Consider the following 26,588-nt stretch of genomic DNA (forward strand, 5'->3'; position numbering starts at 1 on the left):
TTTATTAAAATATATATTTGCAAAAATTATTAGATGCAAGAAAAAATTGATTTAAGATCTGTAAATGTTACTCGCTATATTACTCCACTGCGAGAAGGTGGCTCGTTGCCAGCAATTGCAGATGCAGATGATGGTTTTAAGTATGTGGTAAAATTTAAAGGTGCAGGTCACGGTACAAAAGCATTAATAGCAGAACTTATTGGTGGAGCAATAGCTAAACTATTAGGTTTAAAAATACCAGAGCTTGTATTTACTAATTTAGACGAGGCTTTTGGAAGAACAGAAGCTGATGAAGAAATTCAAGATTTATTAAAATCTAGTAAAGGTTTAAATTTAGGTTTACATTTTTTATCTGGAGCTATTAATTTTGATCCTGCGGTAACTACGGTAGCACCTCAACTAGCTTCAGAAATTGTTTGGTTAGATGCATTTTTAACCAATATTGATAGAACTTTTAGAAATACAAACATGTTAATCTGGAATCGTGAGGTATGGTTAATAGATCATGGTGCTTCTTTATATTTTCACCATTCTTGGGATAATTGGGAAAAAACTGCCAAAACTAATTTTCCTTTTATAAAAGACCATGTTTTGTTACCTCAAGCTGGTTTGTTAGAAGAAACTAATTTAAAATTCCAGAAAATTCTTAATCCTGATGTTTTAAAAACAGTTGTTGATTTAATACCTGAAGAATGGATTACTTGGGAAGGCTCTAATTTGTCTCCAGAAGAAATTAAATTGGTTTATTTTAACTTTTTAACTATACGTTTAGCTCATTCAGAAATATTTGTAAAACACGCCCAAGATGCAAGAAAGACACTTATATGAATATGCTGTAATTAGAATTGTACCAAAGGTAGAACGAGAAGAGTTTTTTAACGTTGGTGTAATTTTATATTCTAAAAATCAGAAATTTATTGATATGCGATACCAATTAGATAAAAATAAATTGGCTGCATTTTGCCCTGATTTAGATGCAGAACAGGTAGAAAAAAATTTAAAAGCTTTTCATTTAATTAGTTTGGGAGAGAAAAATGGAGGACCTATTGCTTTAATGGATATAGCTTCTAGATTTAGATGGTTAACAGCCACAAGAAGTTCTGTTATACAAACTTCTAAAACGCATCCAGGTTTTAGCAATCATTTAGAAGATACTGTTTCTTGTTTATTTAACGAACTTGTTTTGTAACAATGCGTTAGGGATTGCAATGAAAATCCTTTTTATGAGGTACGAGTAAAAAGATTGTAATGTAAAGCCCGACCCGTTAGGGTAACGCCCAAAAATTATCTATTAATTCCCATTTTATTTATCCAACGTACGTAAGCTTGTCTGTTATTATTGTGCTGGCGTAAGGTTTTTGCAAATTTATGATACCCTGGATTTTCTGGATTTGCTACAAAATAGTAATAGTCGTGGTTTTCGTAATTTAACACGGCATCAATAGCAGAGATATCTGGCATTGCAATGGGCCCTGGTGGTAAACCTGCATATTTATAGGTATTGTAGGGAGAATCGGTTTCTAGGTCTTTATAAAGTACACGTTTTATAACCGTATCAAAATTGTTATTTTTTTTCTTAACTGCATATATTACGGTTGGATCTGCGTCAAGTTTAATTCCGCGATTGTAACGATTCATATAAACACCAGCTACACGCTTACGTTCGTCTACTTTTGCGGTTTCTTTTTGTACCACAGCAGCTAGGGTATACACTTGGTTAGGTGTTAGGTTTATTTTATTGGCTTTTGCCATTCTATCTTCATTCCAAAAACGCTGGTATTCTTTTAGCATTCTATTTCTGAAGGTTTCTGCGGAAGTATTCCAATACAATTGATATTGATTAGGTATATACATAGCCAATGCAGTTTCTGCCTTAAAATTATTTTCTGCTAAAAATGTAGAATCTTGCATTACTTCTAGTAAAGAAATACTGTCTGCTTCTATTTGCATGGCTATTCTGCCGGCAAGATTTTCTATACGCTCTTGATTATTAAATACTACAGCTACAGGTTGATTATTGCTTCTTAAAGTGTTTACTATTTCATTATTATTCATCCCTTTTTTTAGAATGAATCTTCCTGGTTTTAGGTTATTAGCGTAACCTTTTTTTCTTGCAATAGCATCAAAACTTGAAATGTCTTTAACTAAAGGCTTTAATTGCTCAATTACCTCTGCATATTCTGCATTTGTAGGTACAAAAACTTCTTGCGTATCTGAAGAAAAATTAGTGTTAGCGGTAAAAATAGAGTTGTACACAAAATAACTAAACACACCTAAGCCTACTATCCCTAAAAGAGATATAATTACTAATATTTTTTTAATATACATTATTTAATAATTGATATAAATATTCGTTTTTATAAATTCCGTTTACGAGGTTCCAGTCTTTTTTCACCCCTATTTTTTGAAAACCTTGGTGCTCAAAAAGTTTCTGACTTTTTAAATTATCTTCTGCTACATTGGCATACACTTGGTGCAGCTTTAAACGCTCAAAAGCATAACCACAAAGTAAATTTAGAGCTTCTGCCCCAAAGCCTTTACCTCTATTTTGTTGCTCTACAATTAATATACCGATAGCTGCTCTGCGATGTTGCGGGTCAAAATCAAAAATATCTATTAAGCCTAAACTCTCTTTCTCATTATTTTCAATAACTAAACGTAATTGTTTTACCTCATAAATATCTCGATATGCATTATCTAAGTATTGCTGAATTAAAAAACGAGAATATGGGGTTTGTGTAGAGCTTAACTCCCACAAATCTTCGTTGTTTTCTATTTGATAAATAAAATCTAGATCTTCTGGCTCTAACGGTCTTAAACTAATATGTTTTCCCGTTAATGTTAGCATAGAATTGTACCTTCAAAAACCTGCTCTGCTGGTCCGCTTAACCAAACATCTGTAAATTGATTTCCTTTCTGTTTGAAACTGATTTCTAAATTACCGCCAGGAGTTTCAATTTTAACTGGCAATGTATTGTATTTTTTTGCGTAGGTAGATGCAATTGCAACGGCTGTAACGCCAGTTCCGCAAGATAGTGTTTCATCTTCTACTCCACGCTCGTATGTTCTTACTTGAAGAACTCCCTCTTGTGGTTCTACAAAATTTACGTTAGTTCCTTCTGTTTTATAAACATCATTATAACGAATGGCAGCGCCTTCTTTTTTCACATCTAATTGATGTACTTCTGGTGTAAACACGATATGGTGAGGAGATCCAGTATCTAAAAAATAGTCTGTACCTAATTCTTTTACTTCAACAACATCTTGCATTTGTAAATGAATTTTATCTGCTTCTATTTTTGCATGATGTTTTCCGTCTATAGCTGTAAATATGGCTGTTTTATCTACAATTTTTAAAAATTCAGCAAAACGCACTAAACATCTTCCTCCATTACCACACATAGTACTTTGGTTTCCGTCAGAATTAAAATAAACCATTTTAAAATCGTCTTCAGGGTCTTCAGAGTTTTCTAATAAAATTAAACCATCTGCACCTATGCCAAATTTACGGTCACATAAACGATTAACGAGTTTGGTATTATTTTTGAAAAAACCTTCACGGTTATCGATCATTATAAAATCGTTACCAGTTCCTTGATATTTATAAAATTTTACAGTCATTTTTTCGTTATAAAAAGTGCGCAAATATACAATTTTCACTTAGAAATACTGTCGTTAAAAAACAGTTAAGCAAATATTTTGTAGGAATAAAAATTTTTAACTTTAATCATGTTTTCTATTTAAAACTCAATATAACTATGAAAAATTTATCAAGTTTACTTTTAGTATCTATGTTGGGTGGAGCTCTTACACTTGGGAGCTACAAACTATTTTTTGAAAATGAAAATAGCACCCCATTATATCAAACAGAAACACAGGCTCAAAAAGAAGCTGCTACATTTATTAACCATAACTTTACAAATACCGCTGTCTCTAATGCTATGAATACCGATTTTAGAGAAGCAGCAGATAAAACCATACATGCAGTAGTACACGTAAAAAATGTTACTGTGGGTAGACAACCAAGAACCTTACAAGAATACATGAGTGGTATGAGAGCTGGTAGAGCTATACAAGGTGCTGGCTCTGGGGTTATTATAACTCCAGATGGCTATATTGTTACCAATAACCATGTGATAGACGGTGCTAGTGAATTAGAGGTTACTTTAAACAACAATCGTACTTACCAAGCTAAAGTAATTGGTACAGACCCACAGTCTGACATTGCTTTAATAAAAGTAGATGCTGAAGATTTAGACTATATTCCGTTTGGAGACAGTGATACAGTGGGTATTGGTGATTGGGCTCTTGCTGTGGGTAATCCGTTTAATCTTACGTCTACTGTTACAGCAGGAATTATAAGTGCAAAAGGAAGAGATTTAAATGAAGGTGACTCTAAAATGCAATCGTTTATACAAACAGATGCCGCTATAAATCCTGGTAATAGCGGTGGTGCTTTAGTAAATACTAACGGAGAGTTAATTGGTATTAATACCGCCATAACCTCTCAAACAGGAAGCTATATTGGATACGGCTTTGCAGTGCCTAGCAATAATGCTAGAAAAATTGTAGAAGACATTTTAGAGTATGGAGATGTACAACAAGCTATAATAGGTATTACCGGAGGTACATTAAACCCTAAAGCTGCTCAAAAAAATGAAATTGCAATTTCTCAAGGTGTTTATGTAGCATCTACAGCAGAAGGTGCAAAAAAAGCAGGTTTACGTGAAGGCGATTTAATTACAAAAATTGATGGCATCAAAGTTAGAAATTTATCAGATTTAACCGCTTATATTAGAACCAAAAGACCAGGTGACAAAGTCACTGTTAGTTATTTTAGAGATGGTGAAGAGAAAAATACAGGAGTAATTCTTTCTAAATATGAAACATTTATATTAGATGTAGCTGGCGTAGAAATTACAAATGCTACAGACAGTGATTTAGCTAGTTTTAATGCAGATAATGGTGTCAAAATTTTAAGACCGCTTTCTACCCGTCTAGATATAAAAGAAAATGAGTGGTTGATTACCGCCATAGACAATAAAAAAGTTGCTAATGTTAGTGATGTTAAAAAAATAATAAATAGCAAGTCTAAAAATGAGAATACCAAAATAACCTTTAAACATATTAGCGGTCAACAAGAAAATTACACGTTTAGACCGTAATTTATTGAATTATTCGCAAAAAATCCTCTTTATACCAAAAGAGGATTTTTTTATTTTTATGTTACGAAAACGATTGAAATATGTATTTTTGCATTGACTTTAAATTTTTATTCACAAACACAACACACAAAAATGAGTCAAAACGAAGCATACGAAAAAGAACTAGCTTTTCAAGCAGACAGAAGAAAAGCAACAGTAGAGTTCATTAAAATTATTAGTGACCTTTGGTATGATAAATCTATTGAGATTGTATTATTCAGAAATCAATTATTAGATCAAAATGTAAGTCAAATTCTAAACCTTCACGAATATGCAGGTAAATTTGTACAAAAACCTATTTCTATTTTTGACTCTGTAGAAATTGCAAAAGCAATTCAAACATTAGACCTTCCTCCTGCAAAATTAGATATTGGTAAGCTTACTTACGAGTATCAATTAGAAGACTCTAAACATAACGCTACCGCATTTATAGCCAATAAACTTTCTAAAGCAAAAAGTTATAAAAATATAGAACCAAAAGATGTGGTTCTTTATGGTTTTGGTAGAATTGGTCGTTTACTTGCTAGAGAATTAATGACTAAAACAGGTAAAGGCAGTCAACTAAGATTAAGAGCCATAGTCACTAGAGGTACTGTAGACAAAACAGTTTTAGAAAAAAGAGCTTCTCTTTTACAAAGTGATTCTGTACACAGTGATTTTTCTGGTACAGTAAATATAGATGAAAAGAAAAAAGCACTTATTATTAACGGAACTACCGTTTATATAATTTCTGCAAATCAACCAGAAGATATTGATTATACAAAATACGGTATAAATAATGCCTTAGTTATAGATAATACTGGGGCTTTTAGAGATGATGTAGCACTTAAAAGACATTTAAAAGCAAAAGGAGCTAGTAAAGTATTACTAACAGCGCCAGGTAAAAATATACCTAATATTGTACATGGTGTAAACCATAAAGATCACGATCCAGATAAAGTTTCTATTTTTTCTGCAGCTTCTTGTACTACTAATGCAATTACACCTATATTAAAAGCTGTAGAAGACTCTTTAGGAGTGCAACACGGTCACTTAGAGACCATACACGCATATACCAATGATCAAAATTTGGTAGATAACATGCATAGTAAATATAGACGAGGCCGTGCTGCTGCGTTAAATATGGTTATTACAGAAACCGGTGCAGGTAAAGCAGTTGCAAAAGCATTACCTAAACTAGAAGGTAAATTAACTTCAAATGCTATAAGAGTACCTGTCCCAAATGGATCATTAGCTATTTTAAATTTAACTTTAAAAAAGCCAGTTACTTTAAAAGGAATGAATACCTTAATTAAAAAATATGCTCTTGAGGGTGATTTAGTAGAACAAATTAAGTACTCAATAGATAATGAACTAGTTTCTTCTGATATTATTGGGTCTTCTGCTCCGTCTATTTACGACAGTAATTCTACAATTGTTACAGAAGACGGAAAAAATGTGATTTTATACATCTGGTATGATAACGAATACGGCTATAGCCATCAAGTAATGCGTTTAGCTAAATACATTGCAAAAGTAAGACGATTTACATATTATTAATAGTATCTATCTGTCGTCTAAAAACCTACTGCTTGCCCAGTAGGTTTTTTTTATTTTTAAGTTTAATTCTTCACAGCTTTACTTATATTTGGGGTTTACTCTAAAAATAAACTGTTTACAATAAAGTTGAATAACTTGTGTTATTTATTCTGAAAACTAACAAGCAATGATGAAACCAAAAAACTTATTCTTCACATTTATTTTATTATGCATTTGTAACCTAAGCATTGCACAAGAAACCACAGAAACTAATCAAGAAGAAACCAGTAGCGCCGTAATTAATAATCAGTTTGATGAGCTTATAGAATCATCTAACAATTACCAAGATTATAAAGTGGTAAAGCGTTACGAGTTAATTCAGCTTCAAAAAAGTACTGTAAAAAAAGTAGATGCATTAAATGAAATAATTGTAGCATCTAAAAAAACCATCAACGAACAAAACACAAAAATTGAAGATTTAAAAACTCAATTAAGTGACACTCAAAACAATTTAAACAAGGTAACAGAAGAAAAAGACCAAATACTATTTTTTGGTTTACCTACAGATAAAGGTACTTACCAAACTATTATGTGGGTAATTATCTTCGCTTTAATACTAATTCTATTATTCTTCATTTATAAATTCAAGCAAAGTAACATTCTTACTAAAGAAGCTAAAAAGAACTTAGCAGAAAATGAAGTAGAATTTGACGAATACCGTAAACAAGCGCTAGAGAAACAACAAAAATTAGGTAGACAACTTCAAGACGAAAAAAACAAACAAGCTAAAAACAAGCATTAAACACCTGTATGCGAATAGATATTATTACTGTTGTTCCTGATATTTTAAGAAGTCCTTTTGAAGCTTCTATATTGCAACGCGCCATAGAAAAAGGACTCGTTGAAGTTCATTTACATAATTTACGAGATTATACTACAGATAATTATAAGCAAATTGACGATTATCAATTTGGAGGTGGTGCAGGTATGGTAATGATGATTGAGCCTATAGATAAATGTATTACAAAACTTAAAAACGAACGCGAGTATGATGAAGTGATTTATATGACTCCAGACGGAGAAACATTAAATCAAAAAATTGCAAATTCTATATCTCTTCAAGGAAATATTATTATTCTATGCGGTCATTATAAAGGTGTAGACCAACGAGTAAGAGATCACTTTATCACTAGAGAAATTTCTGTTGGTGATTTTGTATTATCTGGGGGTGAGTTAGGAGCCGCTATTTTGTGTGATGCAGTTATTAGATTAATACCAGGAGTACTAGGTAATGAAACTTCTGCTCTAACAGACTCTTTTCAAGACGATCTTTTAGCTCCACCAATTTATACTAGACCAGCAGATTATAAAGGTTGGAAAGTACCAGAGATACTAACGAGCGGCAATTTCCCTAAAATAGAAGCTTGGCGAGAAAACCAAGCATACCAAAGAACAAAAGAAAAAAGACCAGATCTTTTAAAAGATTAAGTTGGTTAAATTAAAAATAAATATTAATTTTGCAGCCGTTTCTATATTAACCTCTGGCGATCGTCGCGAATGTTGATTTAGTATTATTAAAAAACATTTTAACAATGGAATCGTTAATTAAATTTGTTCAAGACGAATTCGTAACAAAAAAAGAATTCCCAAAATTTAATGCAGGAGATACAATTACTGTATACTACGAAATTAAAGAGGGAGCTAAAACACGTACTCAGTTTTTTAGAGGTGTTGTAATTCAAATTAAAGGTGCTGGTTCAGCTCAAACTTTTACTATTCGTAAAATGAGTGGTACTGTTGGTGTAGAGCGTATCTTCCCAATTAATTTACCTGCACTACAAAAAGTAGAGATTAATAAAAGAGGTAAAGTTCGTAGAGCTAGAATTTACTACTTTAGAGAACTTACTGGTAAAAAAGCTAGAATTAAAGAACGTCGTTTCAAACAAGACTAAGCTTTTAAATAAGACAAACCTTCAACTTTCGTTGAAGGTTTTTTTTGCTTTCAACCCAACTATAAAAAAATTCACAATTAAACTTGTAGTAAAAAACTACTACATCTCTCCTACTCTTTTTAAATACATTTTCCATTTTACGTTATTCTTACAAAAATTTGAAATACTTAAACGATTTCTAACCGAAATTATTAAATTAAAAGAGCTCAATTGTTTATATTTGTGATTATAGTATTTAAGTCTTATGCTCTCAAAATAAGACATCTTTAAATAATTTATTAACTAGGATTATTTATAATCCTCAAAAACTAACAAATTAAATTCCAATGGCAGAACAACCTAGAATTATTTATACTAAAACAGATGAAGCTCCTTTTTTAGCGACTCATTCTTTATTACCAATTATAGAATCATACACTAAGTCTTCAGGTATTAATGTAGAAACAAAAGATATCTCTTTAGCAGGAAGAATTTTAGCTGTATTTCCAGAATTACTTACCGACGATCAAAAAGTTCCTGATGCTTTAGCAGAATTAGGTGAACTAGCAAAAACTCCAGAAGCAAATATTATTAAATTACCAAACATTAGTGCTTCTGTACCACAGTTAAAAGCTGCAATTGCAGAGCTACAATCTCAAGGATACAAATTACCTAATTATCCAGATGAGCCAAAAACAGACGAAGAGGCTGTTACTAAAAAGAAATACGATAGCGTTAAAGGTAGCGCCGTAAACCCAGTACTTAGAGAAGGTAACTCTGACCGTAGAGCTCCTAAGGCTGTAAAAAACTATGCTAAAAAGAACCCACACCGTATGGGTAAATGGAGTGCAGATTCTAAATCTCACGTAGCAACTATGCAGAGTGGTGATTTTTTTGCAAATGAAAAATCTGTAACTATTGCTAAAGAAGGAAATGTAAAAATTCAATTAGTAGATAAAGACGGTAATGTTTCTGTATTAAAAGAAAAAACTCCTGTTTTAGAAGGTGAAGTAATTGACGGGACCTTTATGAGCAAAAAAGCTCTTTTAAAATTTTTAAAAGAACAAATTGCAGATGCTAAAAAACAAGGGGTGCTTTTTTCTTTACACATGAAAGCTACCATGATGAAAGTTTCTGACCCTATTATTTTTGGTCATGCAGTAGAAGCTTTTTTTAGTAATGTTTTTGAAAAATATGCTACAGAATTAAAAGAAGCTGGAGCAGATGCAACTAATGGTCTAGGTTCTGTTTTAAATGCTATAGAAAATCTTCCTGCAGATAAAAAAGAAGCTATTGAAGCTGATATCCAGACAGAATTAGAAAATGGTCCAGATATCGCTATGGTAAATTCTGATAAAGGAATTACAAACCTACACGTACCAAGTGATGTAATTATTGATGCTTCTATGCCAGCAATGATTAGAACATCTGGACAAATGTGGAACAAAAATAACGAAACTCAAGATACAAAAGCTGTAATTCCAGATAGCAGCTACGCTCCTCTTTACGATGCTACTATTAAATTTTGTATAGAAAATGGCGCTTTTGATCCTACCACTATGGGTACAGTACCTAATGTTGGATTAATGGCTCAAAAAGCAGAAGAATATGGTTCTCATGATAAAACTTTTGAAATAGCTACAGATGGTACTGTTCAAGTAATAGATGCAGAAGGAAATGTATTAATAGCTCACGAAGTAGAAGCAGGTGACATTTGGAGAATGTGTCAAGTAAAAGATGCACCAATCCAAGATTGGGTAAAATTAGCAGTAAATCGTGCTAAAGATACAGGTTGGCCAGCAATTTTCTGGTTAGATAAAAACAGAGCTCATGATGCAGAGCTAATTAAAAAAGTAAATACTTACTTAAAAGATCACGATACTGAAGGCTTAGACATTCAAATTATGTCTACAGCAGAAGCTACCACTTATACATTAAAAAGAGTTAAAGCTGGTGAAAACACTATTTCTGTTACAGGTAACGTATTACGTGATTACCTAACAGATCTTTTCCCTATTTTAGAATTAGGTACAAGTGCTAAAATGTTATCTATCGTTCCGTTAATGAATGGAGGAGGTTTATTTGAAACCGGAGCGGGAGGTTCTGCTCCTAAACACGTTCAGCAATTTGTAGAAGAAGGTCACTTACGCTGGGATTCTTTAGGTGAATTTTTAGCCTTAGCTGTTTCTTTAGAACATTTAGGTAAAAAATATAACAATAATAAAGCACTTGTTTTGGCAGATGCTCTAGACGAGGCTACAGATAAATTTTTAGATACTAATAAATCTCCTTCTCGTAAAGTTAATGAGTTAGATAACAGAGGGAGTCACTTTTATTTAGCTATGTATTGGGCAGAGTTTTTAGCTAATCAAGATAAAGATGCTGACTTAAAAGCTGAATTTTCTGAAATTGCTAAAGCTATGAGTGAAAATGAAGATAAAATTATAGCAGAATTAAATGCTGCTCAAGGTAGCCCGGTAAATATTAAAGGCTACTACAATCCAAATGAAGCACTTGTTTATAAAGAAATGAGAGCTAGTGAAACGCTTAATAACATTATTAACAAATAGAGTATTAAAGTTTTATTATATAAATTTTAAAAAGCCACGCTATTTGCGTGGCTTTTTTATTAAAGTATGTTAAGAATTACCAACAGAGAATATTTCATAAAACTTAAAATTTCTTTGTCTTATCTTAACAAAATGTTATAGAAATTATAAAATACCGCATATTAAATGTTAAAACTGCTCATAAATATTCAATATTTATTTGTTTTTCGCCTAATTGAAAAGGCTAATTCAAATAAATAAATATGAGAACAAAATTTAAAGTGTTTTGCACACTTCTCTGTGTGCTATTTTCACAAGTACTTCTAGCGCAGGAAAGTGAAATTACCGGAACCGTTACAGACAACAACAATTTACCTCTACCCGGAGTAAATGTTGTTATTAAAAACACATCAACAGGGACACAAACTGACTTTGATGGAAATTATTCTATTACTGCACAGCAAGGAGATATTTTAGTGTTTTCTTATGTAGGTCTTAAAACAACAGAATATACTGTAAGTAACAATACTACTATAGATGTTGTTTTAGAAGCTGACTCTTCAGAATTAGATGAAGTAGTGATAACTGCCTTAGGGATTAAAAGAGAAAAGAAATCTTTAGGTTACGCTACTCAAGAAGTTGATGGCTCTGCAGTTTCTGATGTCCCTACAACAAACTTTGCTAACGCTCTTTCAGGAAAAGTAGCAGGTTTAAGAATTAATCCTTCTGGTACTATGGGTGGTTCTACCAATACCGTTATTAGAGGTAATTCTTCTTTAACAGGTAATAACCAAGCCTTATATGTAATTGATGGTACGCCTATTGATAATTCTAACAATAACACTTCTACACAGATGTCTGGTGGTGGTGGTTATGATTATGGTAATGCTGCTACAGATATTAATCCAGAAGATATTGAATCTATCAACGTTCTAAAGGGGGCAGCCGCAACCGCTCTTTATGGAGCTAGAGCTTCAAACGGGGTTATTATTATTGAAACTAAAAAAGGTAAAAAGAATACAGACATTGGAGTTACTATTAGCTCTACATTGATGGCTACTAGCGTAAACAAAAAAACATTACCAATTTATCAAAAAGAATATGGTGCTGGTTATGGACCTTATTATGATTCTGATGATGGTTATTTTAATTTAGCCGATATTGATGGAGATGGTATACCAGATAAAACTACACCATTTACAGAAGATGCGTCTTTTGGTGCTGCTTTTGACGGTCAGCCTATTTACCAATGGAACTCTATTTACCCACAATTAGACACTTACCAACAAGCAACTCCATGGGAAGCTGCAGAAAATGACCCTAATACCATTTGGGAAGGTGGAACTACAGCTATAAATAGCGTAGCTTTAAGTGGAGGTACAGATAAAAGTACTTACAGAATGAGCTTTACCAACTTTTTACAAGATGGTAATTTACCTAATAGTGAAATCAAAAGAAATACTTTAAAATTTAGTGGATCTCACGAGTTTACAGATAAATTGGAAGTAAGTTCTAATATCAGTTACACTAAAACAGATGGTAAAGGTAGATATGGTACTGGTTATGACTCTAACAATATTATGCAACAATTTAGACAATGGTGGCAAGTAAATGTAGATATTGAAGAACAAAAACAAGCATATCTAGCAACTGGTGAAAACATCACTTGGAACCCTAACGGACCAAGTAACTTATCTCCTATTTATTCTGATAACCCATACTGGACATTTTATGAGAATTTTGAAACCGATACTAGAAATAGATATTTTGGTAATGTAAATTTAAATTACGAATTAAACGATATATTTAGTGTTTTAGGTAGATTTACTTTTGATACTTATGATGAATTAAGAGAAGAAAGAAATAATGTAGGTAGTGCTGGTGTTTCTGGTTATAGTAGATATAACAATAGAACTTCTGAGTATAACTACGATATTATTTTAAATGTAAACAAAGATTTAAGTGATGATCTTAATTTAGACGGGAATTTAGGTTGGAATTTAAGAAGAAATGGTTACAGTTCAATTCTTGCATCTACAAACGGTGGTTTAGCAATACCTGGCCTTTATGCATTAACTAATACAATAAGCCCTTTAGAAGCACCTGACGAGTATGATGCAACTAAAATGCTTTATGGAGTTTATGCTAGAGCAAGTTTAGGGTTTTTAGATACTTACTACTTAGAAGGAACCTTAAGAAGAGATAAATCTTCTACACTACCTACCGATAATAATGTATTTTACTACCCTTCAGTTTCTACTAGTATACTATTATCTAATATAGTAGATACAGATTGGCTATCATTTGCTAAATTAAGAGCTAATTATGCAGAAGTTGGTAACGATACAGATCCATATAGATTAGTAAATACTTATAACGTAAGTTTACCTTTTAATAGTAGTGGTAACGCATCTAACCCATCTACATTAAATAACCCAGACTTAAAACCTGAAAGATCTAAAAACTACGAGCTAGGTCTTGAAGCCAACTTTTTGAACAATAGATTAGGTTTTGATGTTTCTTATTATAACAACAGAACAGAAGATCAAATTACTCCAGTACCTACTTCAGATGCAACAGGTTATTCTGCAAGAATTTTAAATGCAGGTACCATCGAGAATAAAGGTATAGAAGTGTTATTTAGAGCTAACCCTATAAAAACAAAAGATTTTAGCTGGGATTTATCTGTAAACTGGTCTAGAAACAGAAGTGAAGTTGTTGAGTTAACAGAAGGTATCGAAAACCTAGAGCTTGCTAGCTTACAAGGTGGTGTGTCTATTAATGCTGCTCCAGGTGAAGCATATGGTGCCATTAGAGGTTCTGACTATGTTTACAATAGCGAAGGAAGAAAAATTGTAGGAGACAATGGTTACTATTTAATATCTGATACCAACAATGAAATAATTGGTAATATTCAACCAGATTGGATTGGTGGAGTTCAAAATTCACTTTCTTACAAAAACATAAGTATGTCTTTCTTAATCGATGTACAACAAGGTGGTGATATTTTCTCTTTAGATACTTGGTATGGTTTTGCTACTGGATTGTATGACAGAACTGTAGGTACTAATGAGTTAGGAAACCCTATAAGAAATGCTGTAACAGGAGGTACTGATAGCGGTGGTATTATTTTACCAGGAGTTACAGAAGGTGGTGCAGAAAATACTACCAGAGCTTCTTTTAATACTTATGCTAATCCTTATGGATATGCTAGAGATGCAAACAAAGGTCATATTTATGACGCTTCTTATGTAAAATTAAGAGAGGTAAGTTTAACTTATAATTTCACAGAAAAAGCTCTAGAAAAAACTTTTATTACTAATGCATCTATTTCTTTAATTGGTAGAAACTTATGGATTATCCATAAAAATATACCTTATTCAGATCCTGAAGCTGGTTTAAGTTCTGGTAATATTCAAGGTTATCAATCTGGAGCATACCCTTCTTTCAGAGAAATTGGAGCTAGTTTAAGACTTAACTTTTAATAAAAAACATATGAAAAAATATATAATAGCAATATTGTCTGTAGTGGTTATTTATGCCTGCTCAGACGATCAATTTGATAATCTAAATACAGATCCCAAAAACCCACAAGAGGTTTCTGCAGATTTTCTATTTACCTCATCTACACAAGCGTTAGGTGACCAAATGGCAAGCCCAAATGTAAATCTTAATATTTTTAGATTTATATCTCAATATTGGACAGCCACTACTTACTTAGATGAACCAAATTATAATTTAGTAAATAGAGGTATTCCTTCTAATCAATGGGCGATTCTTTACCAAAACGTATTACTTGATTTAGAAAATGCTAAAACTAATGTACAAGAAGGTTTAGTGGTAAGTGAAGGAGCTTTAAGTCAAGAAGATATAGACGCTAGAATTGCACAAATTAATGTTTTACAAGCACTTACTTGGCAAGTATTAATTGATACATTTGGTGATGTTCCTTATGAGACTGCATTACAAGGAGCAGACAATCCTTTACCCGCATATTCTGATGCAGAAACTATTTATGAAGATTTAATAAATACGTTAATTGATGCGGATGATGCACTTGCAAATGGTGATGGTTTTTCTAGTTCAGATGTAATTTATGGTGGTGATATGACTAACTGGAGAAAATTCTCTAATTCATTATTATTAAGATTGGCTATGAGAATTTCAGACTCTAACCCTGCTTTATCTCAAGATGCTGCAAATACTGCAATAGATAATGGAGTATTTACAAGTAACTCTGACAATGCTTTAATATATTATGAATCATCTCCACCTAACACTAACCCATTATGGGAAGATTTAGTACAAAGCGGAAGATCTGACTATGTAACTGCAAATACCATTGTAGATAAATTAAATGACTTAAATGACCCTAGAAGAACTTATTATTTTGATGACAATGTCTCTACAGGATATATAGGTGGTATTTATGGAGCAAGTAATTCTTATAGCTCTTATACTCACGTTGGTGAAGTATTTTTAGATCCAGCTCACGAAGGTATTTTATTAGATTACGCAGAAGTAGAGTTTTATTTAGCTGAAGCTGCCCAAAGAGGTTATGCTTCTGCTAGCGATGCAGAAACGCACTATAATAATGCTATTACTGCTTCTATAACTTATTGGGGAGGTTCAGACAGTGATGCTAACACTTATATAGCACAATCTGATGTTGCTTATGATTCTGCTAATTGGAAAGAATCTATAGGAACTCAGTTTTGGATTGCAATGTATGATAACCCTTATCAAGGTTGGTCTGTTTGGAGAAAGTTTGATGCTCCTGCATTTAATTTACCAGAAGATACTGGTAACCCTGTGCCGTTGCGTTATACTTACCCTGTAACAGAACAAAACTTGAACCCTACTAATTACAATGCCGCTGCTGCTGCTATTGGTGGTGACACTCAGCAAACAGCATTATTTTGGGATGTTAATTAAGCCACATTATTAACAAAGGCTATTTTCCACTAAACTTTATCTTTTGTTAATATAAAACCCCAAGCAATATGCTTGGGGTTTTTGTATTTATATCACTTTATAATATAACCTCATATTTTTTCTACAACATCTTCCAAGTATTTTTACTTCGCTCGCTATCCATATATAATGAATTAATTCTCAATATATTTACCTGAATAATTGCTAATCAGATAAATGTAAGACACATATACAATAACGAAAATTCTTTAATACCCTTACTTCAATCAATTCATTAAACCTCTCAACTTGTATGAAATACTAAGTTACATTTATATAATTACCATCAATAATTATAGGTTTTATTTGCATATACTATAGTTGAATATTTAGAGTTTAACATGTTCAAACAAAATTAAATTAGTTAAAAGAAGTATTTTGAATACCTACTACCCTATTGTTTTTCTACAACTAAATATATATGAAATACAATTATTTTAAATTTAATAAACAAAAAAAGCGATGTTTTCACATCGCTTTATAAGTAATAAAAGGTTATTATCTTATCCTTCAGAACCTCCTGTTTGCTGCTTCATTATAATAGCTTGAAGCTTTTGTTGAAGAGAAGCATCGGCTTGTATTGCTGAAGCAACTTCTTGATATCTTTCTAAAGAAAGTCCTTTATTTTTAATTACAGTCTCCATTTGTGATTGAAGTTCTGGCTGCATTGCTTGAATTTTTGTCATTACCGTTTGGTGAGCTGTTAATTCTTCTTCTGTAGCCTCTACCTCTGCATCTGGATTCATTTTAGAATTCTGAATTTTTTGAAATTTTTCAACATTTAATCCAGACTCTTCAATCATCGCTTCCATTTTTTCTTGGATTTTCTGATTTTCTACTTGAATTGCTTGATATGCATCTGCAAAATTACTTAATTCTTGTTCAGATACATCTGTAGCAACATTTTGAGCAGGTGCCTGAATTTGAGCATTAACTCCACTGATAGATGCACAAACTACAGTTAACAATAAGACTAGGTTTACTTTTACTGATTTTAACATAATTGTTTTTTAAGTTTTACTTTCGTTATTAATAAGATAAGATCGTGTTTTTATATAAAACAACTTTACATCTAAATATCCTACCATGTCATAGTTTCAAATGTAATGCCATTAATTTGGAACGCCAAAAAACTATTTCATCTTAACGAAGTTTTATATTTTAAGTAGTTATAATTCAACTATTAATAAATTTAAACACATTATATGTAAGTATAGGTATTTAATTAGATGTACTTTTTTCTTCACCATAACTGTAGAAACTAATGTAAACCTGTATAATTATTACCCATTTTTATTTCTAGTATGTTTTAAAGCTAGATAATTTTACAACGGAATATTACCGTGCTTTCTATCTGGTCTTAGCACTTTTTTATGTTCTAACATACTAAAACCTTTTAATAATTTTCTTCTTGTATCGTGTGGCATTATTACCTCATCTATGAATCCTCGTTTTGCAGCTTCAAAAGGATTTGCAAATAACTCTGCATATTCTGCTTCTTTTTCAGCTAATTTTGCTTCGCTATCATCGGCTTCACTAATTTCTTTTCTAAAGATAATTTCGCTGGCTCCTTTGGCTCCCATTACCGCAATTTCTGCACTTGGCCAAGCAAAGTTTAAATCGGCACCAATGTGTTTTGAGTTCATCACATCATAAGCACCGCCATAAGCTTTACGTGTAATTACCGTAACTTTTGGCACAGTAGCTTCACTTAATGCATATAATAATTTAGCTCCGTGAAGAATAATCCCGTTCCACTCTTGGTCAGTTCCCGGCAAGAATCCCGGAACATCTACCAACACCAATAACGGTATATTAAAACAATCACAAAAACGGGTAAAACGAGCTGCTTTTTTAGAGGCATCTACATCTAAAACACCTGCCAAACTCATAGGCTGGTTAGCAACTATACCAATACTTCTTCCGCCTAAACGAGCAAAACCAACAATAATATTATCGGCATAATCTTTATGAATTTCAAAGAAAGAATCTTCATCGATAATTCCGTTAATTACCTCGTGCATATCGTAAGGTTTGTTAGAACTATCAGGAATTAACTCATCTAATTTTGGGCGAAGCTCATCGCCTAACTCATAAGGTAATTTTTCTGGCGCTTGCTGATTGTTTTGCGGCATATAGCCAATCATTTTTTTTATATCTTCTAAACAAGCTATATCGTTAATGGCAACGCGATGCGTAACACCAGATTTGGTGGAGTGTGTGCTTGCCCCTCCTAATTCTTCTGAAGTTACTTCTTCATTCGTTACCGTTTTCACTACGTTTGGACCAGTTACGAACATATAACTTGTGTCTTGCACCATTAAGGTAAAATCTGTCATTGCCGGAGAATAAACGGCTCCACCGGCGCAAGGTCCCATAATGGCTGAAATCTGTGGAATAACTCCAGAAGATTTTACATTGCGATGAAAAATATCTGCATAACCACCCAACGATCGAACTCCTTCTTGAATTCTCGCTCCACCAGAATCGTTTAAACCAATCATTGGAGCACCAACTTTAACCGCTAAGTCCATTACTTTACAGATTTTTTCGGCGTGTGTTTCTGAAAGTGAACCTCCAAAAACGGTAAAATCTTGTGCAAAAACGTAAACTAATCTTCCGTTAATAGTTCCGTAACCAGTGATAACTCCATCGCCATAAATTTTTTGTTTTTCCATCCCGAATTCTGTAGTTCGGTGGGTAACTAAAATTCCTATTTCTTCAAAAGAACCTTCATCTAGCAAATAATTTACTCGCTCTCTTGCGGTAAGTTTCTTTTTTTCGTGTTGTTTGGCAATACGCTTCTCGCCACCACCTAAATGGGCGTTTTTGATTTTTTCTTGAAGCTGATCTATATTTTTTTGACTCATTTAATTATTTTTTAATCCTTTACGATATTTAAATTTTTAAAAATTTACCGATTATCTTTAATGTAAAATATTCGAGATTTTCGTCATTCCGGACTTGATCCGGAATCACATCCTGCTTTAAAAACTAAAAATTTGAGGATGAGACCCTGAATCAACACTTCGACTCTGCTCAGTGTGATAATTGTACTATTCTGTAATAGGTAGACGTAATTGTTGCTGATCTTTTAAATATTGTCTTAATGCAATAATTGCTGCCAATTTTGCTTCTTCTTCTGTTTTAGCTTGAAGCTTTTCAGCAGAATAATAGTTTTTTACAAAATGCGTATCAAAATTACCACTACGGAAGGCTTCGTGCTCACAAACAAATTTACCAAATGGCAATGTGGTGGAAACACCCTGCACTTGATAAGCATCTATTGCTTTAATCATTAATTGAATAGCTTCTTCTCTACTCTTACCGTAAGTAACTAATTTTGCTAGCATCGGATCGTAATAAATAGGCACATCCATACCTTCTTCAAAACCATTATCAAGACGAATATTTTCTCCTTCAGGAATTATATATTTTTCTAAATTCCCTACGCTTGGCAAGAAATCGTTTAACGGATCTTCGGCATACACTCTTAATTCTAACGCGTGACCTTTAATATTTAAATCTTCTTGCGTAAAACTTAATTTTTCTCCTCGAGCAATTTTAATTTGCTCTTCTACTAAATCTATACCTGTAATTAATTCGGTTACGGGATGCTCTACTTGTAAACGCGTATTCATTTCTAAGAAATAAAAATTTCTACTTTCATCAAATAGAAACTCAACTGTACCAGCACCAACGTAACTACAAGCTTTAGCCACTCTAACAGCAGCTTTTCCCATTTCTTTACGTAAAGCTTCATCTAAAACTACCGACGGAGCTTCCTCTACTACTTTTTGGTGACGACGTTGTACACTGCATTCTCTTTCAAAAAGATGAACCGTATTACCGTACTCGTCTGCTAACACTTGTATTTCAATATGGCGTGGAGAAGCCACATATTTTTCAATAAAAACAGATCCATCACCAAAAGCAGATTCGGCTTCACTAATGGCACGCTTCATTTGTTCTTCTAGCACTTCTTCATTTTCAACTACACGCATACCTTTACCTCCACCACCAGCAGAAGCTTTGATTAGAATAGGAAAACCAATTTCTTTAGCGATTTTCTTAGCTTTTTCGGTATCGGTAATGGCTTCATCTATACCTGGCACCATTGGTATATCGTAAGCTTTTACTGCATCTTTAGCGGCAAGCTTACTACCCATAATTTCTATAGCATAAGGTTTTGGACCAATAAATTTAATGCCGCTATCGGTTACTGCTTTTGCAAATTGCGCATTTTCACTTAAAAATCCATAACCAGGATGAATCCCATCTACATCAAGTTTTTTTGCGGTTTCTATAATTTTATCCCCTAATAAATAAGATTGATTAGAAGGTGCTTCACCTATACAAACTGCTTCATCTGCAAATTTTACGTGTGGTGCATTTCTATCTGCTGTAGAATATATTGCTACGGTTTTAATACCCATTTTTTGAGCAGATTTCATTACTCTTAAAGCAATTTCTCCTCGGTTAGCAACTAATATTTTTTTCATTGTAAATTGTTGTTTTTCTTCAAGTTCATTTTTAATTATATAAAAACTTGTATTTTAAATGGTATTTTACTGTAAAACATCAGCTTATGTCATACAACCATTTGGAAAGACGTGAAGAAGTTTTATTCCATTTCTATTAAAAGTTGATTTTTATCAACCGTTTGCCCTTTTTCAACACTTATAGATTTTATAACCGCATCTCTAGGGGCCGTTAAAGCGTTTTCCATCTTCATAGCTTCTAACACGAGAAGATAATCTCCTTCTTTTACCTCTTGCCCTTCTTGCACGTTTACTTCTAAAATTAAACCAGGCATTGGTGCTTTAATATCATTTACAATTTGGGCATTACCTAAAGACAAGCCCATTTTTTCTATAAGAAGATCTAGCTCGTTAGCAATATCGATTTCGTAAGAATTAGAATTTATTTTGACGACGTACTTTCTGTTTAGAAAATTACTATCTACTATTTCTGCTTTAAAAGATTTGTTTTCTTTTAAAACATGGTATTTGTTTGAAGAAAGTGGTTGAGCATCGAGTTTTTGAATTTCATCTAAATTAAATTCAAATTCTGCCTCACTATTTACTTTTACTTTATAATCTTTATCCATATTGATAAATAAATAGACTTATTTTTGACGATTTGTAAATATAGTAAATTCTAAACGCATTTTTTTTCAGAATTTCACTTTATCATAAAATTTTCAACTTTTTTAAAAATTGAAATATCTTTTATTATTTTATGATATACTTCTTATAAATTTAAGCATAAAAAAATCTCCTGTAATAGGAGATTTATATAAAAAATTGAATTTTTATTTTAGTGTGGTAATTTTTTACGTAGCAAACCATATAAAAAAGTTCCTAAAACCGCACCAGCAATTACTATTAAAATTGAAATATAACCCACTCCTGCTAACGTATACATTGGTCCTGGGCAAGCACCTGCTAAGCCCCACCCTAAACCAAAAATAATACCACCAAATAGATATCTTGAAATTCCTTTTTCTTTAGGTTGAAGTGATAAATCTGAACCATCTAAAGCTTTGTAATTTTTCTTTTTTAAAAATTGAACTCCAACTATCCCTATAGCTACTGCAGACCCCATAATACCGTACATATGGAAGCTAGCAAAGTTGAACATTTCATAAATTCTGAACCAAGACGCAGCTTCAGACTTGTACATAATAATTCCGAAAATTGTACCTAAAAATAAATAAAGTAGTGTTTTCATTTTTATAAATATTGTATTGTAGAGTGATACTAAAAAAGTACAGCATCACTAATTATTACTATTAGTTTTAAAAAATTAATGGATAAAGTAAATGTACCATAACCAAACCACCTATAAAGAAACCAATAATGGCAATTAAAGATGGTAATTGTAAATTACTTAAACCAGAAATACCGTGACCTGAGGTACAACCACCTGCATAACGCGCTCCAAAACCAACTAATAAGCCACCAATCAAAAGAATAAAAAAGTTTTTGAGGTTTAAATTTTCTAATGCAAAAATTTCTGTTGGCAAGTATGCTTTTCCTGCACTATTTATACCGTACGCTTTTAATTGCGGTAATAAACTTTCATTAATTTGAACGGTATTGGTAGATAAATAATTGGCTGCAATAAAACCACCTATAGCTGCGCCAATCATAATAGTTAAGTTCCAGCGTTGAGATTTCCAATCAAAATTGAAAAAATCTGCTATTTTACCACCTCCTCCAATAGAGCAAATAGATCTTAAGTTAGAAGACATACCAAATTGTTTGCCTATAACTAATAATAATAACATAAAAAATGCAATGGCAGGACCCCCAATATACCACGGCCAAGGTTCATAAATCCAATTCATACTAATTAATTTTTATACAAATATGCCTACTTCTTGTTTCAAACTTTGTAACACAAGTTACTTAATACTTTATTAGTAAAAACTGTTAATCTCATTCAAATTCACATAGTATTAATATAAAACGGTTTTTTGCATCTTAATTTTGAAGGTATAACCATAAAAATTTATACTATGAAAAAATTAATTTTAACTGGAGCATTTACATTATTATTAGCAAGTTTTGGACGTGCACAGGAAAATTTTGATAAACTTCCTGAAAATGCAAAAGAAATTATAGAAACCAATTATGCAAGTCATGAAATTGAAAAAATAGATATTGACGATGATAGTTACGAAGTAAAATTTGAAAATGATACTAAAATTGATTTTGACAAAGAAGGTAATCCTACTGAAATTAAAGGAGATGAAAAGGTACCTTACGACTTATTACCAGAAAAAATGAGTTATTTTTTAAAAAATAAGTACAAAAACGATTATGTGGATGAATGGAAAATGAATGAAGACGGACACAAGATTGAAATGAAAAGCGGTGCCGAACTTGTTTTTGACAAAGATGGAAATCTATTACAAAACAAGAGTTTAAAATAATTAAGAAACTCAGTTACAAAAAAGCCAAGCTAAAATAGCTTGGCTTTTTTAATGCTAAAAAGTGAATATATTACATAAAATATTTAATTGCATCACTTAAATCTAATACTGTAGCATTATCAAGATTACTTTCTAAAATACTGCTACCTGCTGCAGACCTATAACCTGCTGCACAATGTACTACCACTGGTTTATCTGTTGGTACTTCATTAGCTCTTTCTCTTAACTCGTGAAGAGGAATATTAATAGAATTGGTAAAAGGTTTATTTTCTTCTACTTCTGCTACATTTCTAATATCTACAATAGTATATTTTTCTTGATTATTTTTAAACTCTTCTAGATTAATTTCTGTAGAAGTATTTAAATTATCTGCTAAAGTAATTACTGCTTTTAATTGCTTTTCGTATCCAATCTTAGCCATTCTAGATAATGCTATCTCTAACATATCTACAGAAGGTATAGCTAAATAGAAAGGTTCTTCTGGTTTAACAATTGCACCTAACCAAGTTTCTAATTTTTGAGGTTCTCTTAAACCTTGAATATTTATACTACCTGGCAAGTGATTTGCTTTAAACTCTTCTTGCGCTCTTATATCTACAATAACAGCTCCAGGTTCTACTTCATTTACATTTAATAAAACTGGTACTTCTCCTACACTTTTTAAGAAATTATCTGGTCCTTTTTTATTAGTATCTACATCAAAGCCAAAATAATGAGGGATCATTGGTTGATCTTTCAAAATTTCTGCAACAAACTCTTCTTCTGTTTGTTCTTTAAAAGCCCAGTTACCCATTCTTTCGTTACCTAATGTTGAAGAAGAAGCATCACTCATATTTTTACCACAAAGTGACCCTGCCCCGTGAGCTGGATAAACAACAGTATTATCTGGTAAGTGAGTAAATTTATTGTTTATAGTATAGTACATTTGCTTTGCTAACTCTTCTCGTTTAGCTTGCATATTTCCTGCTGTTTCTCTTAAATCTGGTCTTCCTACATTACCGATAAATACAGTATCTCCTGTAAACAATACTTTTTCTTCTTTCAATTCTGTTAAAATTGAAATACTATCTGGAGAGTGTCCTGGTGTATTAATTGCAGAAAATTTTATTTCTCCCATTACAAAACTATCTCCATCATCAAAAGTTTGGTGTGGGTAATCTGCACCTAATAATTTACTAACATAAATAGTTGCCCCTGTTTCTTTATGTATTTGGTAGTGGCTACTTATAAAATCTGCGTGAGGGTGTGTTTCAAAAACAGCTACAATTTTGGCGTTATTCTCTTCTGCAAATTGGTAATAAGGCATTGGGTTTCTAGCAGGATCTACTACTGCCATTTTCCCTTCAGAAACGATTGCATAACTATAATGTGCTAAAGCTTTATCGTTAAATTGTTTAATATTCATTGATGTAGAGTTTTATTTTATTTCTTTATTTTTTTAGTTTGAAAAGGATATGTTAGTTGCTCTGTAAAGTTTTCTGGAAAACTCTCGTCTCCAGCAAATCCTAATTCTATATTTTGTCCGTTTGTGGGCACATAGGCTGTTTTAAAAAGATAATCCCAAATGCTTAAACTCAAACCATAATTCATTCCGTAAGGGTGTTCTTCTGGTAAATCTTTTACGTGGTGCCAAATATGCATTTTAGGGTTATTAAATATATAACCTAACCAACCATAACCCCAGCCTACATTTGCGTGATTTAAATGACCTATAAAAACTGCAAACATATGGATGATAAAAAATTGTTCTATCCCAAAACCTATCATTGCTAAAGGAATGTATTGCACACTTTTATATACAATAGTCTCCATAAAATGAAAGCGAAACTGTGCTGCAAACCCCATTTGTTTTACGCTGTGATGTACTTGATGAAACTTCCAGAGCCAGGCTCTTTTGTGCAATTGGCGATGTACATTCCATTGTATAAAATCTGCAATGACAAACATAATAAGTAATTGTGCCCAAACAGGAAAAGTTTGTACTTCTAGTGCTACAATATTTTTAATACCAAAAAGTGCTAAAAAATCATTAAATAACTCTACCCCAACATTAGAAATAGCGTTATAACCAATTAATGAAAATAGAAAAAAGTTAAAAATGATATAAAAACTATCTAACCAAAAACCTTTTCTAAAAATTGGTTGATTTTTTCTCCAAGGAATAAAAATTTCTAATAACCAAACTAACAGTGATAAAGCAATTAGCCAATAGAAATAATTAATCCACGATGGGGTAGTAATTTCAGTTATTAAATAGTTGAAATATCCCGTGAATGAGTTTTCTATTATATGTAGATACTTATTTAGCATTTTAGAATGATTGAAAACAAAAATACACATTATCTACACTTATGTAAGTAACTAGAGTTACATTAGAGGTTTTTAATAAGTGAAGTTGTAGAAAGGGAATCAAATTTTATTTCTTTTTAGCAAACATTCTTACTACAGAGCCTTTACCTATGTGCTTTTTCCCTTCAGATAGTTCTATTTCTTTTTCTTGTAGTTCTAAAAACTCAAAATTAGAGAAAGTAGTTTTTAATTCTTCCACAGAAAAAAGAAGTTCTTTGTCTTTTGGTCCGCCAATGTGTGGATATTTTTCTTGATAAGTTGGATGTTTTTGCCCAAAACCTTCAAAAATAATAACTCCGTTATGTTTAAGTATTTGAGTGATTTTTTGAAAGTAAGTTTCTTTTTTATCTGCTGCAAAATGAGCATATATTAATGCTACAGCGTCAAAACTATTAGACTTGTATGATATTTCTAAAAAACTTGCGGTTGTATAGTTAATAGAAACTTGAAGCTCTTTAGCATATTTTAAGGCTTTCTCTTTCGCTATTTCACTTAAATCAAAAGCTTCTACTTGCCAACCTTTAGTTGCTGCATAAACTGCATTTCTGCCTTCACCTTCTGCTGGAAACAATATTCTTTTTGGAGATATATTTGATAATTTTTCTGCTAAATATCTATTTGGTTCTTTTCCGTAGATATAATCTTTTGTATTAAATTTCTGTTCCCAAAATTCTTTCATCCTCCATAATATTTAAATTTCGTTTCTAATTTATTAAATCTAGAGAAGATAAGTTTTAAAATTAGAATTAATAAAATAGTAAACTATTTACAAGTTAATGCTATTTGTTGTTCTTTTAACTCTTCTTTACTTACTGCGGGGTTTATATGATTGTTAAGTTTATCTACAACAAGTTCTCCTATTTTTAAAGCATCTTCTTTGGTGCAAAAAACTAATTTTTTGTTTAAGCTTGGGATATATTCTTGCTTTATATAAATTTTGCTTGAGATTTTTTTTCTTACTTCATAACCATACCCGCCATCAACTTCTATTGCCTGTGCATAGTAATTTGATGTAGTTTCATTATTAGTAAAAAAGCTATTAAACTTAAAAAATAGAAAAATTAGAATTACTACAGTTATGGTAAAGAATAAATATTTCTTTTTCATTATCTAAATATTATAA

24 protein-coding genes are annotated in these 26,588 nt (G+C 32.0%); 11 read left to right on the forward strand and 13 right to left on the reverse strand.

Annotated features, from left to right (window positions below; translation table 11 throughout):
• The first annotated feature begins 33 nt into the window (after positions 1-33).
• Positions 34-828, forward strand: coding sequence for a HipA family kinase (locus BUC03_RS04105; protein WP_073148538.1), 795 nt, complete (start codon positions 34-36; stop codon positions 826-828).
• On the forward strand, positions 806-1,189 hold the full coding sequence (locus tag BUC03_RS04110) for a DUF3037 domain-containing protein (protein WP_073148540.1): 384 nt from the start codon (positions 806-808) through the stop codon (positions 1,187-1,189). The genes BUC03_RS04105 and BUC03_RS04110 overlap by 23 nt, the downstream gene beginning before the upstream one ends.
• A gap of 95 nt (positions 1,190-1,284) precedes the next feature.
• Here BUC03_RS04110 and mltG read toward each other — a convergent pair whose 3' ends face one another.
• The 3 genes from mltG to dapF are packed head-to-tail and all read right to left on the reverse strand — an operon-like array spanning position 1,285 to position 3,621.
• Positions 1,285-2,328: an endolytic transglycosylase MltG gene (gene mltG / locus BUC03_RS04115; RefSeq protein ID WP_073148543.1), complete on the reverse strand. Its 1,044-nt coding sequence runs from the start codon at positions 2,326-2,328 to the stop codon at positions 1,285-1,287.
• A complete protein-coding gene (locus BUC03_RS04120; RefSeq protein WP_073148545.1) occupies positions 2,318-2,848 on the reverse strand; it encodes a GNAT family N-acetyltransferase in 531 nt (176 codons plus the stop codon). The genes mltG and BUC03_RS04120 overlap by 11 nt, the downstream gene beginning before the upstream one ends.
• Positions 2,842-3,621, reverse strand: coding sequence for a diaminopimelate epimerase (dapF, locus tag BUC03_RS04125; protein WP_073148547.1), 780 nt, complete (start codon positions 3,619-3,621; stop codon positions 2,842-2,844). Before dapF ends, BUC03_RS04120 begins: the two co-directional genes overlap by 7 nt.
• 137 nt (positions 3,622-3,758) lie before the next feature.
• Between dapF and BUC03_RS04130 the strand changes: the two genes are divergently transcribed.
• The 8 genes from BUC03_RS04130 (at position 3,759) to BUC03_RS04165 (ending at position 16,137) form a co-directional block, all read left to right on the forward strand.
• On the forward strand, positions 3,759-5,165 hold the full coding sequence (locus tag BUC03_RS04130) for a S1C family serine protease (protein WP_073148549.1): 1,407 nt from the start codon (positions 3,759-3,761) through the stop codon (positions 5,163-5,165).
• Positions 5,166-5,297: 132 nt separating this feature from the next.
• Positions 5,298-6,743, forward strand: coding sequence for a glyceraldehyde-3-phosphate dehydrogenase (locus tag BUC03_RS04135; RefSeq protein WP_073148551.1), 1,446 nt, complete (start codon positions 5,298-5,300; stop codon positions 6,741-6,743).
• Positions 6,744-6,909: 166 nt separating this feature from the next.
• Positions 6,910-7,524 carry a hypothetical protein gene (locus BUC03_RS04140; RefSeq protein ID WP_234971597.1) on the forward strand — a complete coding sequence of 205 codons (615 nt, stop codon included), beginning with the start codon at positions 6,910-6,912 and terminating at the stop codon, positions 7,522-7,524.
• Positions 7,525-7,532: 8 nt separating this feature from the next.
• Positions 7,533-8,210, forward strand: a complete 678-nt coding sequence (gene trmD, locus BUC03_RS04145) for a tRNA (guanosine(37)-N1)-methyltransferase TrmD (RefSeq protein ID WP_073148555.1) — start codon at positions 7,533-7,535, stop codon at positions 8,208-8,210.
• Positions 8,211-8,314: 104 nt separating this feature from the next.
• Positions 8,315-8,674: a 50S ribosomal protein L19 gene (rplS, locus tag BUC03_RS04150; protein ID WP_073148557.1), complete on the forward strand. Its 360-nt coding sequence runs from the start codon at positions 8,315-8,317 to the stop codon at positions 8,672-8,674.
• A gap of 326 nt (positions 8,675-9,000) precedes the next feature.
• Positions 9,001-11,223, forward strand: a complete 2,223-nt coding sequence (locus tag BUC03_RS04155; RefSeq protein ID WP_073148559.1) for an NADP-dependent isocitrate dehydrogenase — start codon at positions 9,001-9,003, stop codon at positions 11,221-11,223.
• A 242-nt stretch (positions 11,224-11,465) separates the two neighbouring features.
• Complete coding sequence (locus tag BUC03_RS04160) at positions 11,466-14,687, forward strand: SusC/RagA family TonB-linked outer membrane protein (RefSeq protein WP_073148561.1); 3,222 nt, start codon at positions 11,466-11,468, stop codon at positions 14,685-14,687.
• A 10-nt stretch (positions 14,688-14,697) separates the two neighbouring features.
• Positions 14,698-16,137 (forward strand): SusD/RagB family nutrient-binding outer membrane lipoprotein, encoded by a 1,440-nt coding sequence (locus tag BUC03_RS04165; RefSeq protein WP_073148563.1) that lies wholly within the window; start codon positions 14,698-14,700, stop codon positions 16,135-16,137.
• 542 nt (positions 16,138-16,679) lie between these two features.
• Here the strand turns inward: BUC03_RS04165 and BUC03_RS04170 are convergent.
• The 6 genes from BUC03_RS04170 to BUC03_RS04195 form a co-directional block, all read right to left on the reverse strand.
• Positions 16,680-17,177, reverse strand: coding sequence for a DUF4168 domain-containing protein (locus BUC03_RS04170; RefSeq protein WP_073148565.1), 498 nt, complete (start codon positions 17,175-17,177; stop codon positions 16,680-16,682).
• 324 nt (positions 17,178-17,501) lie between these two features.
• Complete coding sequence (locus tag BUC03_RS04175; RefSeq protein WP_073148567.1) at positions 17,502-19,046, reverse strand: acyl-CoA carboxylase subunit beta; 1,545 nt, start codon at positions 19,044-19,046, stop codon at positions 17,502-17,504.
• Between the two features lie 186 nt (positions 19,047-19,232).
• Positions 19,233-20,678 (reverse strand): acetyl-CoA carboxylase biotin carboxylase subunit, encoded by a 1,446-nt coding sequence (accC, locus tag BUC03_RS04180; RefSeq protein ID WP_073148569.1) that lies wholly within the window; start codon positions 20,676-20,678, stop codon positions 19,233-19,235.
• Between the two features lie 122 nt (positions 20,679-20,800).
• The gene (locus BUC03_RS04185; protein ID WP_073148571.1) at positions 20,801-21,286 is read right to left on the reverse strand and encodes an acyl-CoA carboxylase biotin carboxyl carrier protein subunit; all 486 of its coding nucleotides are present in this window, start codon (positions 21,284-21,286) and stop codon (positions 20,801-20,803) included.
• Between the two features lie 209 nt (positions 21,287-21,495).
• Positions 21,496-21,909 carry a DUF6691 family protein gene (locus BUC03_RS04190; RefSeq protein WP_073148573.1) on the reverse strand — a complete coding sequence of 138 codons (414 nt, stop codon included), beginning with the start codon at positions 21,907-21,909 and terminating at the stop codon, positions 21,496-21,498.
• Positions 21,910-21,976: 67 nt separating this feature from the next.
• On the reverse strand, positions 21,977-22,528 hold the full coding sequence (locus BUC03_RS04195) for a YeeE/YedE family protein (protein WP_073148574.1): 552 nt from the start codon (positions 22,526-22,528) through the stop codon (positions 21,977-21,979).
• A gap of 171 nt (positions 22,529-22,699) precedes the next feature.
• Between BUC03_RS04195 and BUC03_RS04200 the strand changes: the two genes are divergently transcribed.
• Entirely contained in the window at positions 22,700-23,116 is a 417-nt protein-coding gene (locus tag BUC03_RS04200) for a PepSY-like domain-containing protein (protein WP_073148576.1), read from the forward strand.
• 70 nt (positions 23,117-23,186) lie between these two features.
• On the opposite strand, the gene BUC03_RS04205 is transcribed toward BUC03_RS04200, so the two are convergent.
• From BUC03_RS04205 to BUC03_RS04220, 4 genes are all read right to left on the reverse strand, one after another.
• Positions 23,187-24,521, reverse strand: coding sequence for an MBL fold metallo-hydrolase (locus BUC03_RS04205; protein ID WP_073148578.1), 1,335 nt, complete (start codon positions 24,519-24,521; stop codon positions 23,187-23,189).
• A gap of 17 nt (positions 24,522-24,538) precedes the next feature.
• Positions 24,539-25,426, reverse strand: coding sequence for a sterol desaturase family protein (locus BUC03_RS04210; RefSeq protein WP_073148580.1), 888 nt, complete (start codon positions 25,424-25,426; stop codon positions 24,539-24,541).
• A gap of 106 nt (positions 25,427-25,532) precedes the next feature.
• Positions 25,533-26,144 carry a class I SAM-dependent methyltransferase gene (locus BUC03_RS04215; protein ID WP_073148582.1) on the reverse strand — a complete coding sequence of 204 codons (612 nt, stop codon included), beginning with the start codon at positions 26,142-26,144 and terminating at the stop codon, positions 25,533-25,535.
• Positions 26,145-26,227: 83 nt separating this feature from the next.
• Positions 26,228-26,572: a DUF4907 domain-containing protein gene (locus BUC03_RS04220; RefSeq protein WP_073148584.1), complete on the reverse strand. Its 345-nt coding sequence runs from the start codon at positions 26,570-26,572 to the stop codon at positions 26,228-26,230.
• Positions 26,573-26,588 lie beyond the last annotated feature (16 nt).

Origin of the sequence: Mesonia phycicola, assembly GCF_900141885.1 — a bacterium.
GTDB lineage: Bacteria > Bacteroidota > Bacteroidia > Flavobacteriales > Flavobacteriaceae > Mesonia > Mesonia phycicola.

Coding starts and splice junctions, on each gene's coding strand:
- BUC03_RS04120 (WP_073148545.1), bottom strand. CDS start 2,848: ATGCTAACATTAACGGGAAAACATATTAGTTTAAGACCGTTAGAGCCA.
- BUC03_RS04185 (WP_073148571.1), bottom strand. CDS start 21,286: ATGGATAAAGATTATAAAGTAAAAGTAAATAGTGAGGCAGAATTTGAA.
- BUC03_RS04140 (WP_234971597.1), top strand. CDS start 6,910: ATGATGAAACCAAAAAACTTATTCTTCACATTTATTTTATTATGCATT.
- rplS (WP_073148557.1), top strand. CDS start 8,315: ATGGAATCGTTAATTAAATTTGTTCAAGACGAATTCGTAACAAAAAAA.
- BUC03_RS04220 (WP_073148584.1), bottom strand. CDS start 26,572: ATGAAAAAGAAATATTTATTCTTTACCATAACTGTAGTAATTCTAATT.
- BUC03_RS04110 (WP_073148540.1), top strand. CDS start 806: ATGCAAGAAAGACACTTATATGAATATGCTGTAATTAGAATTGTACCA.
- accC (WP_073148569.1), bottom strand. CDS start 20,678: ATGAAAAAAATATTAGTTGCTAACCGAGGAGAAATTGCTTTAAGAGTA.
- BUC03_RS04210 (WP_073148580.1), bottom strand. CDS start 25,426: ATGCTAAATAAGTATCTACATATAATAGAAAACTCATTCACGGGATAT.
- dapF (WP_073148547.1), bottom strand. CDS start 3,621: ATGACTGTAAAATTTTATAAATATCAAGGAACTGGTAACGATTTTATA.
- BUC03_RS04205 (WP_073148578.1), bottom strand. CDS start 24,521: ATGAATATTAAACAATTTAACGATAAAGCTTTAGCACATTATAGTTAT.
- trmD (WP_073148555.1), top strand. CDS start 7,533: ATGCGAATAGATATTATTACTGTTGTTCCTGATATTTTAAGAAGTCCT.
- BUC03_RS04170 (WP_073148565.1), bottom strand. CDS start 17,177: ATGTTAAAATCAGTAAAAGTAAACCTAGTCTTATTGTTAACTGTAGTT.
- mltG (WP_073148543.1), bottom strand. CDS start 2,328: ATGTATATTAAAAAAATATTAGTAATTATATCTCTTTTAGGGATAGTA.
- BUC03_RS04160 (WP_073148561.1), top strand. CDS start 11,466: ATGAGAACAAAATTTAAAGTGTTTTGCACACTTCTCTGTGTGCTATTT.
- BUC03_RS04135 (WP_073148551.1), top strand. CDS start 5,298: ATGAGTCAAAACGAAGCATACGAAAAAGAACTAGCTTTTCAAGCAGAC.
- BUC03_RS04200 (WP_073148576.1), top strand. CDS start 22,700: ATGAAAAAATTAATTTTAACTGGAGCATTTACATTATTATTAGCAAGT.
- BUC03_RS04130 (WP_073148549.1), top strand. CDS start 3,759: ATGAAAAATTTATCAAGTTTACTTTTAGTATCTATGTTGGGTGGAGCT.
- BUC03_RS04105 (WP_073148538.1), top strand. CDS start 34: ATGCAAGAAAAAATTGATTTAAGATCTGTAAATGTTACTCGCTATATT.
- BUC03_RS04175 (WP_073148567.1), bottom strand. CDS start 19,046: ATGAGTCAAAAAAATATAGATCAGCTTCAAGAAAAAATCAAAAACGCC.
- BUC03_RS04155 (WP_073148559.1), top strand. CDS start 9,001: ATGGCAGAACAACCTAGAATTATTTATACTAAAACAGATGAAGCTCCT.
- BUC03_RS04215 (WP_073148582.1), bottom strand. CDS start 26,144: ATGAAAGAATTTTGGGAACAGAAATTTAATACAAAAGATTATATCTAC.
- BUC03_RS04195 (WP_073148574.1), bottom strand. CDS start 22,528: ATGAATTGGATTTATGAACCTTGGCCGTGGTATATTGGGGGTCCTGCC.
- BUC03_RS04190 (WP_073148573.1), bottom strand. CDS start 21,909: ATGAAAACACTACTTTATTTATTTTTAGGTACAATTTTCGGAATTATT.
- BUC03_RS04165 (WP_073148563.1), top strand. CDS start 14,698: ATGAAAAAATATATAATAGCAATATTGTCTGTAGTGGTTATTTATGCC.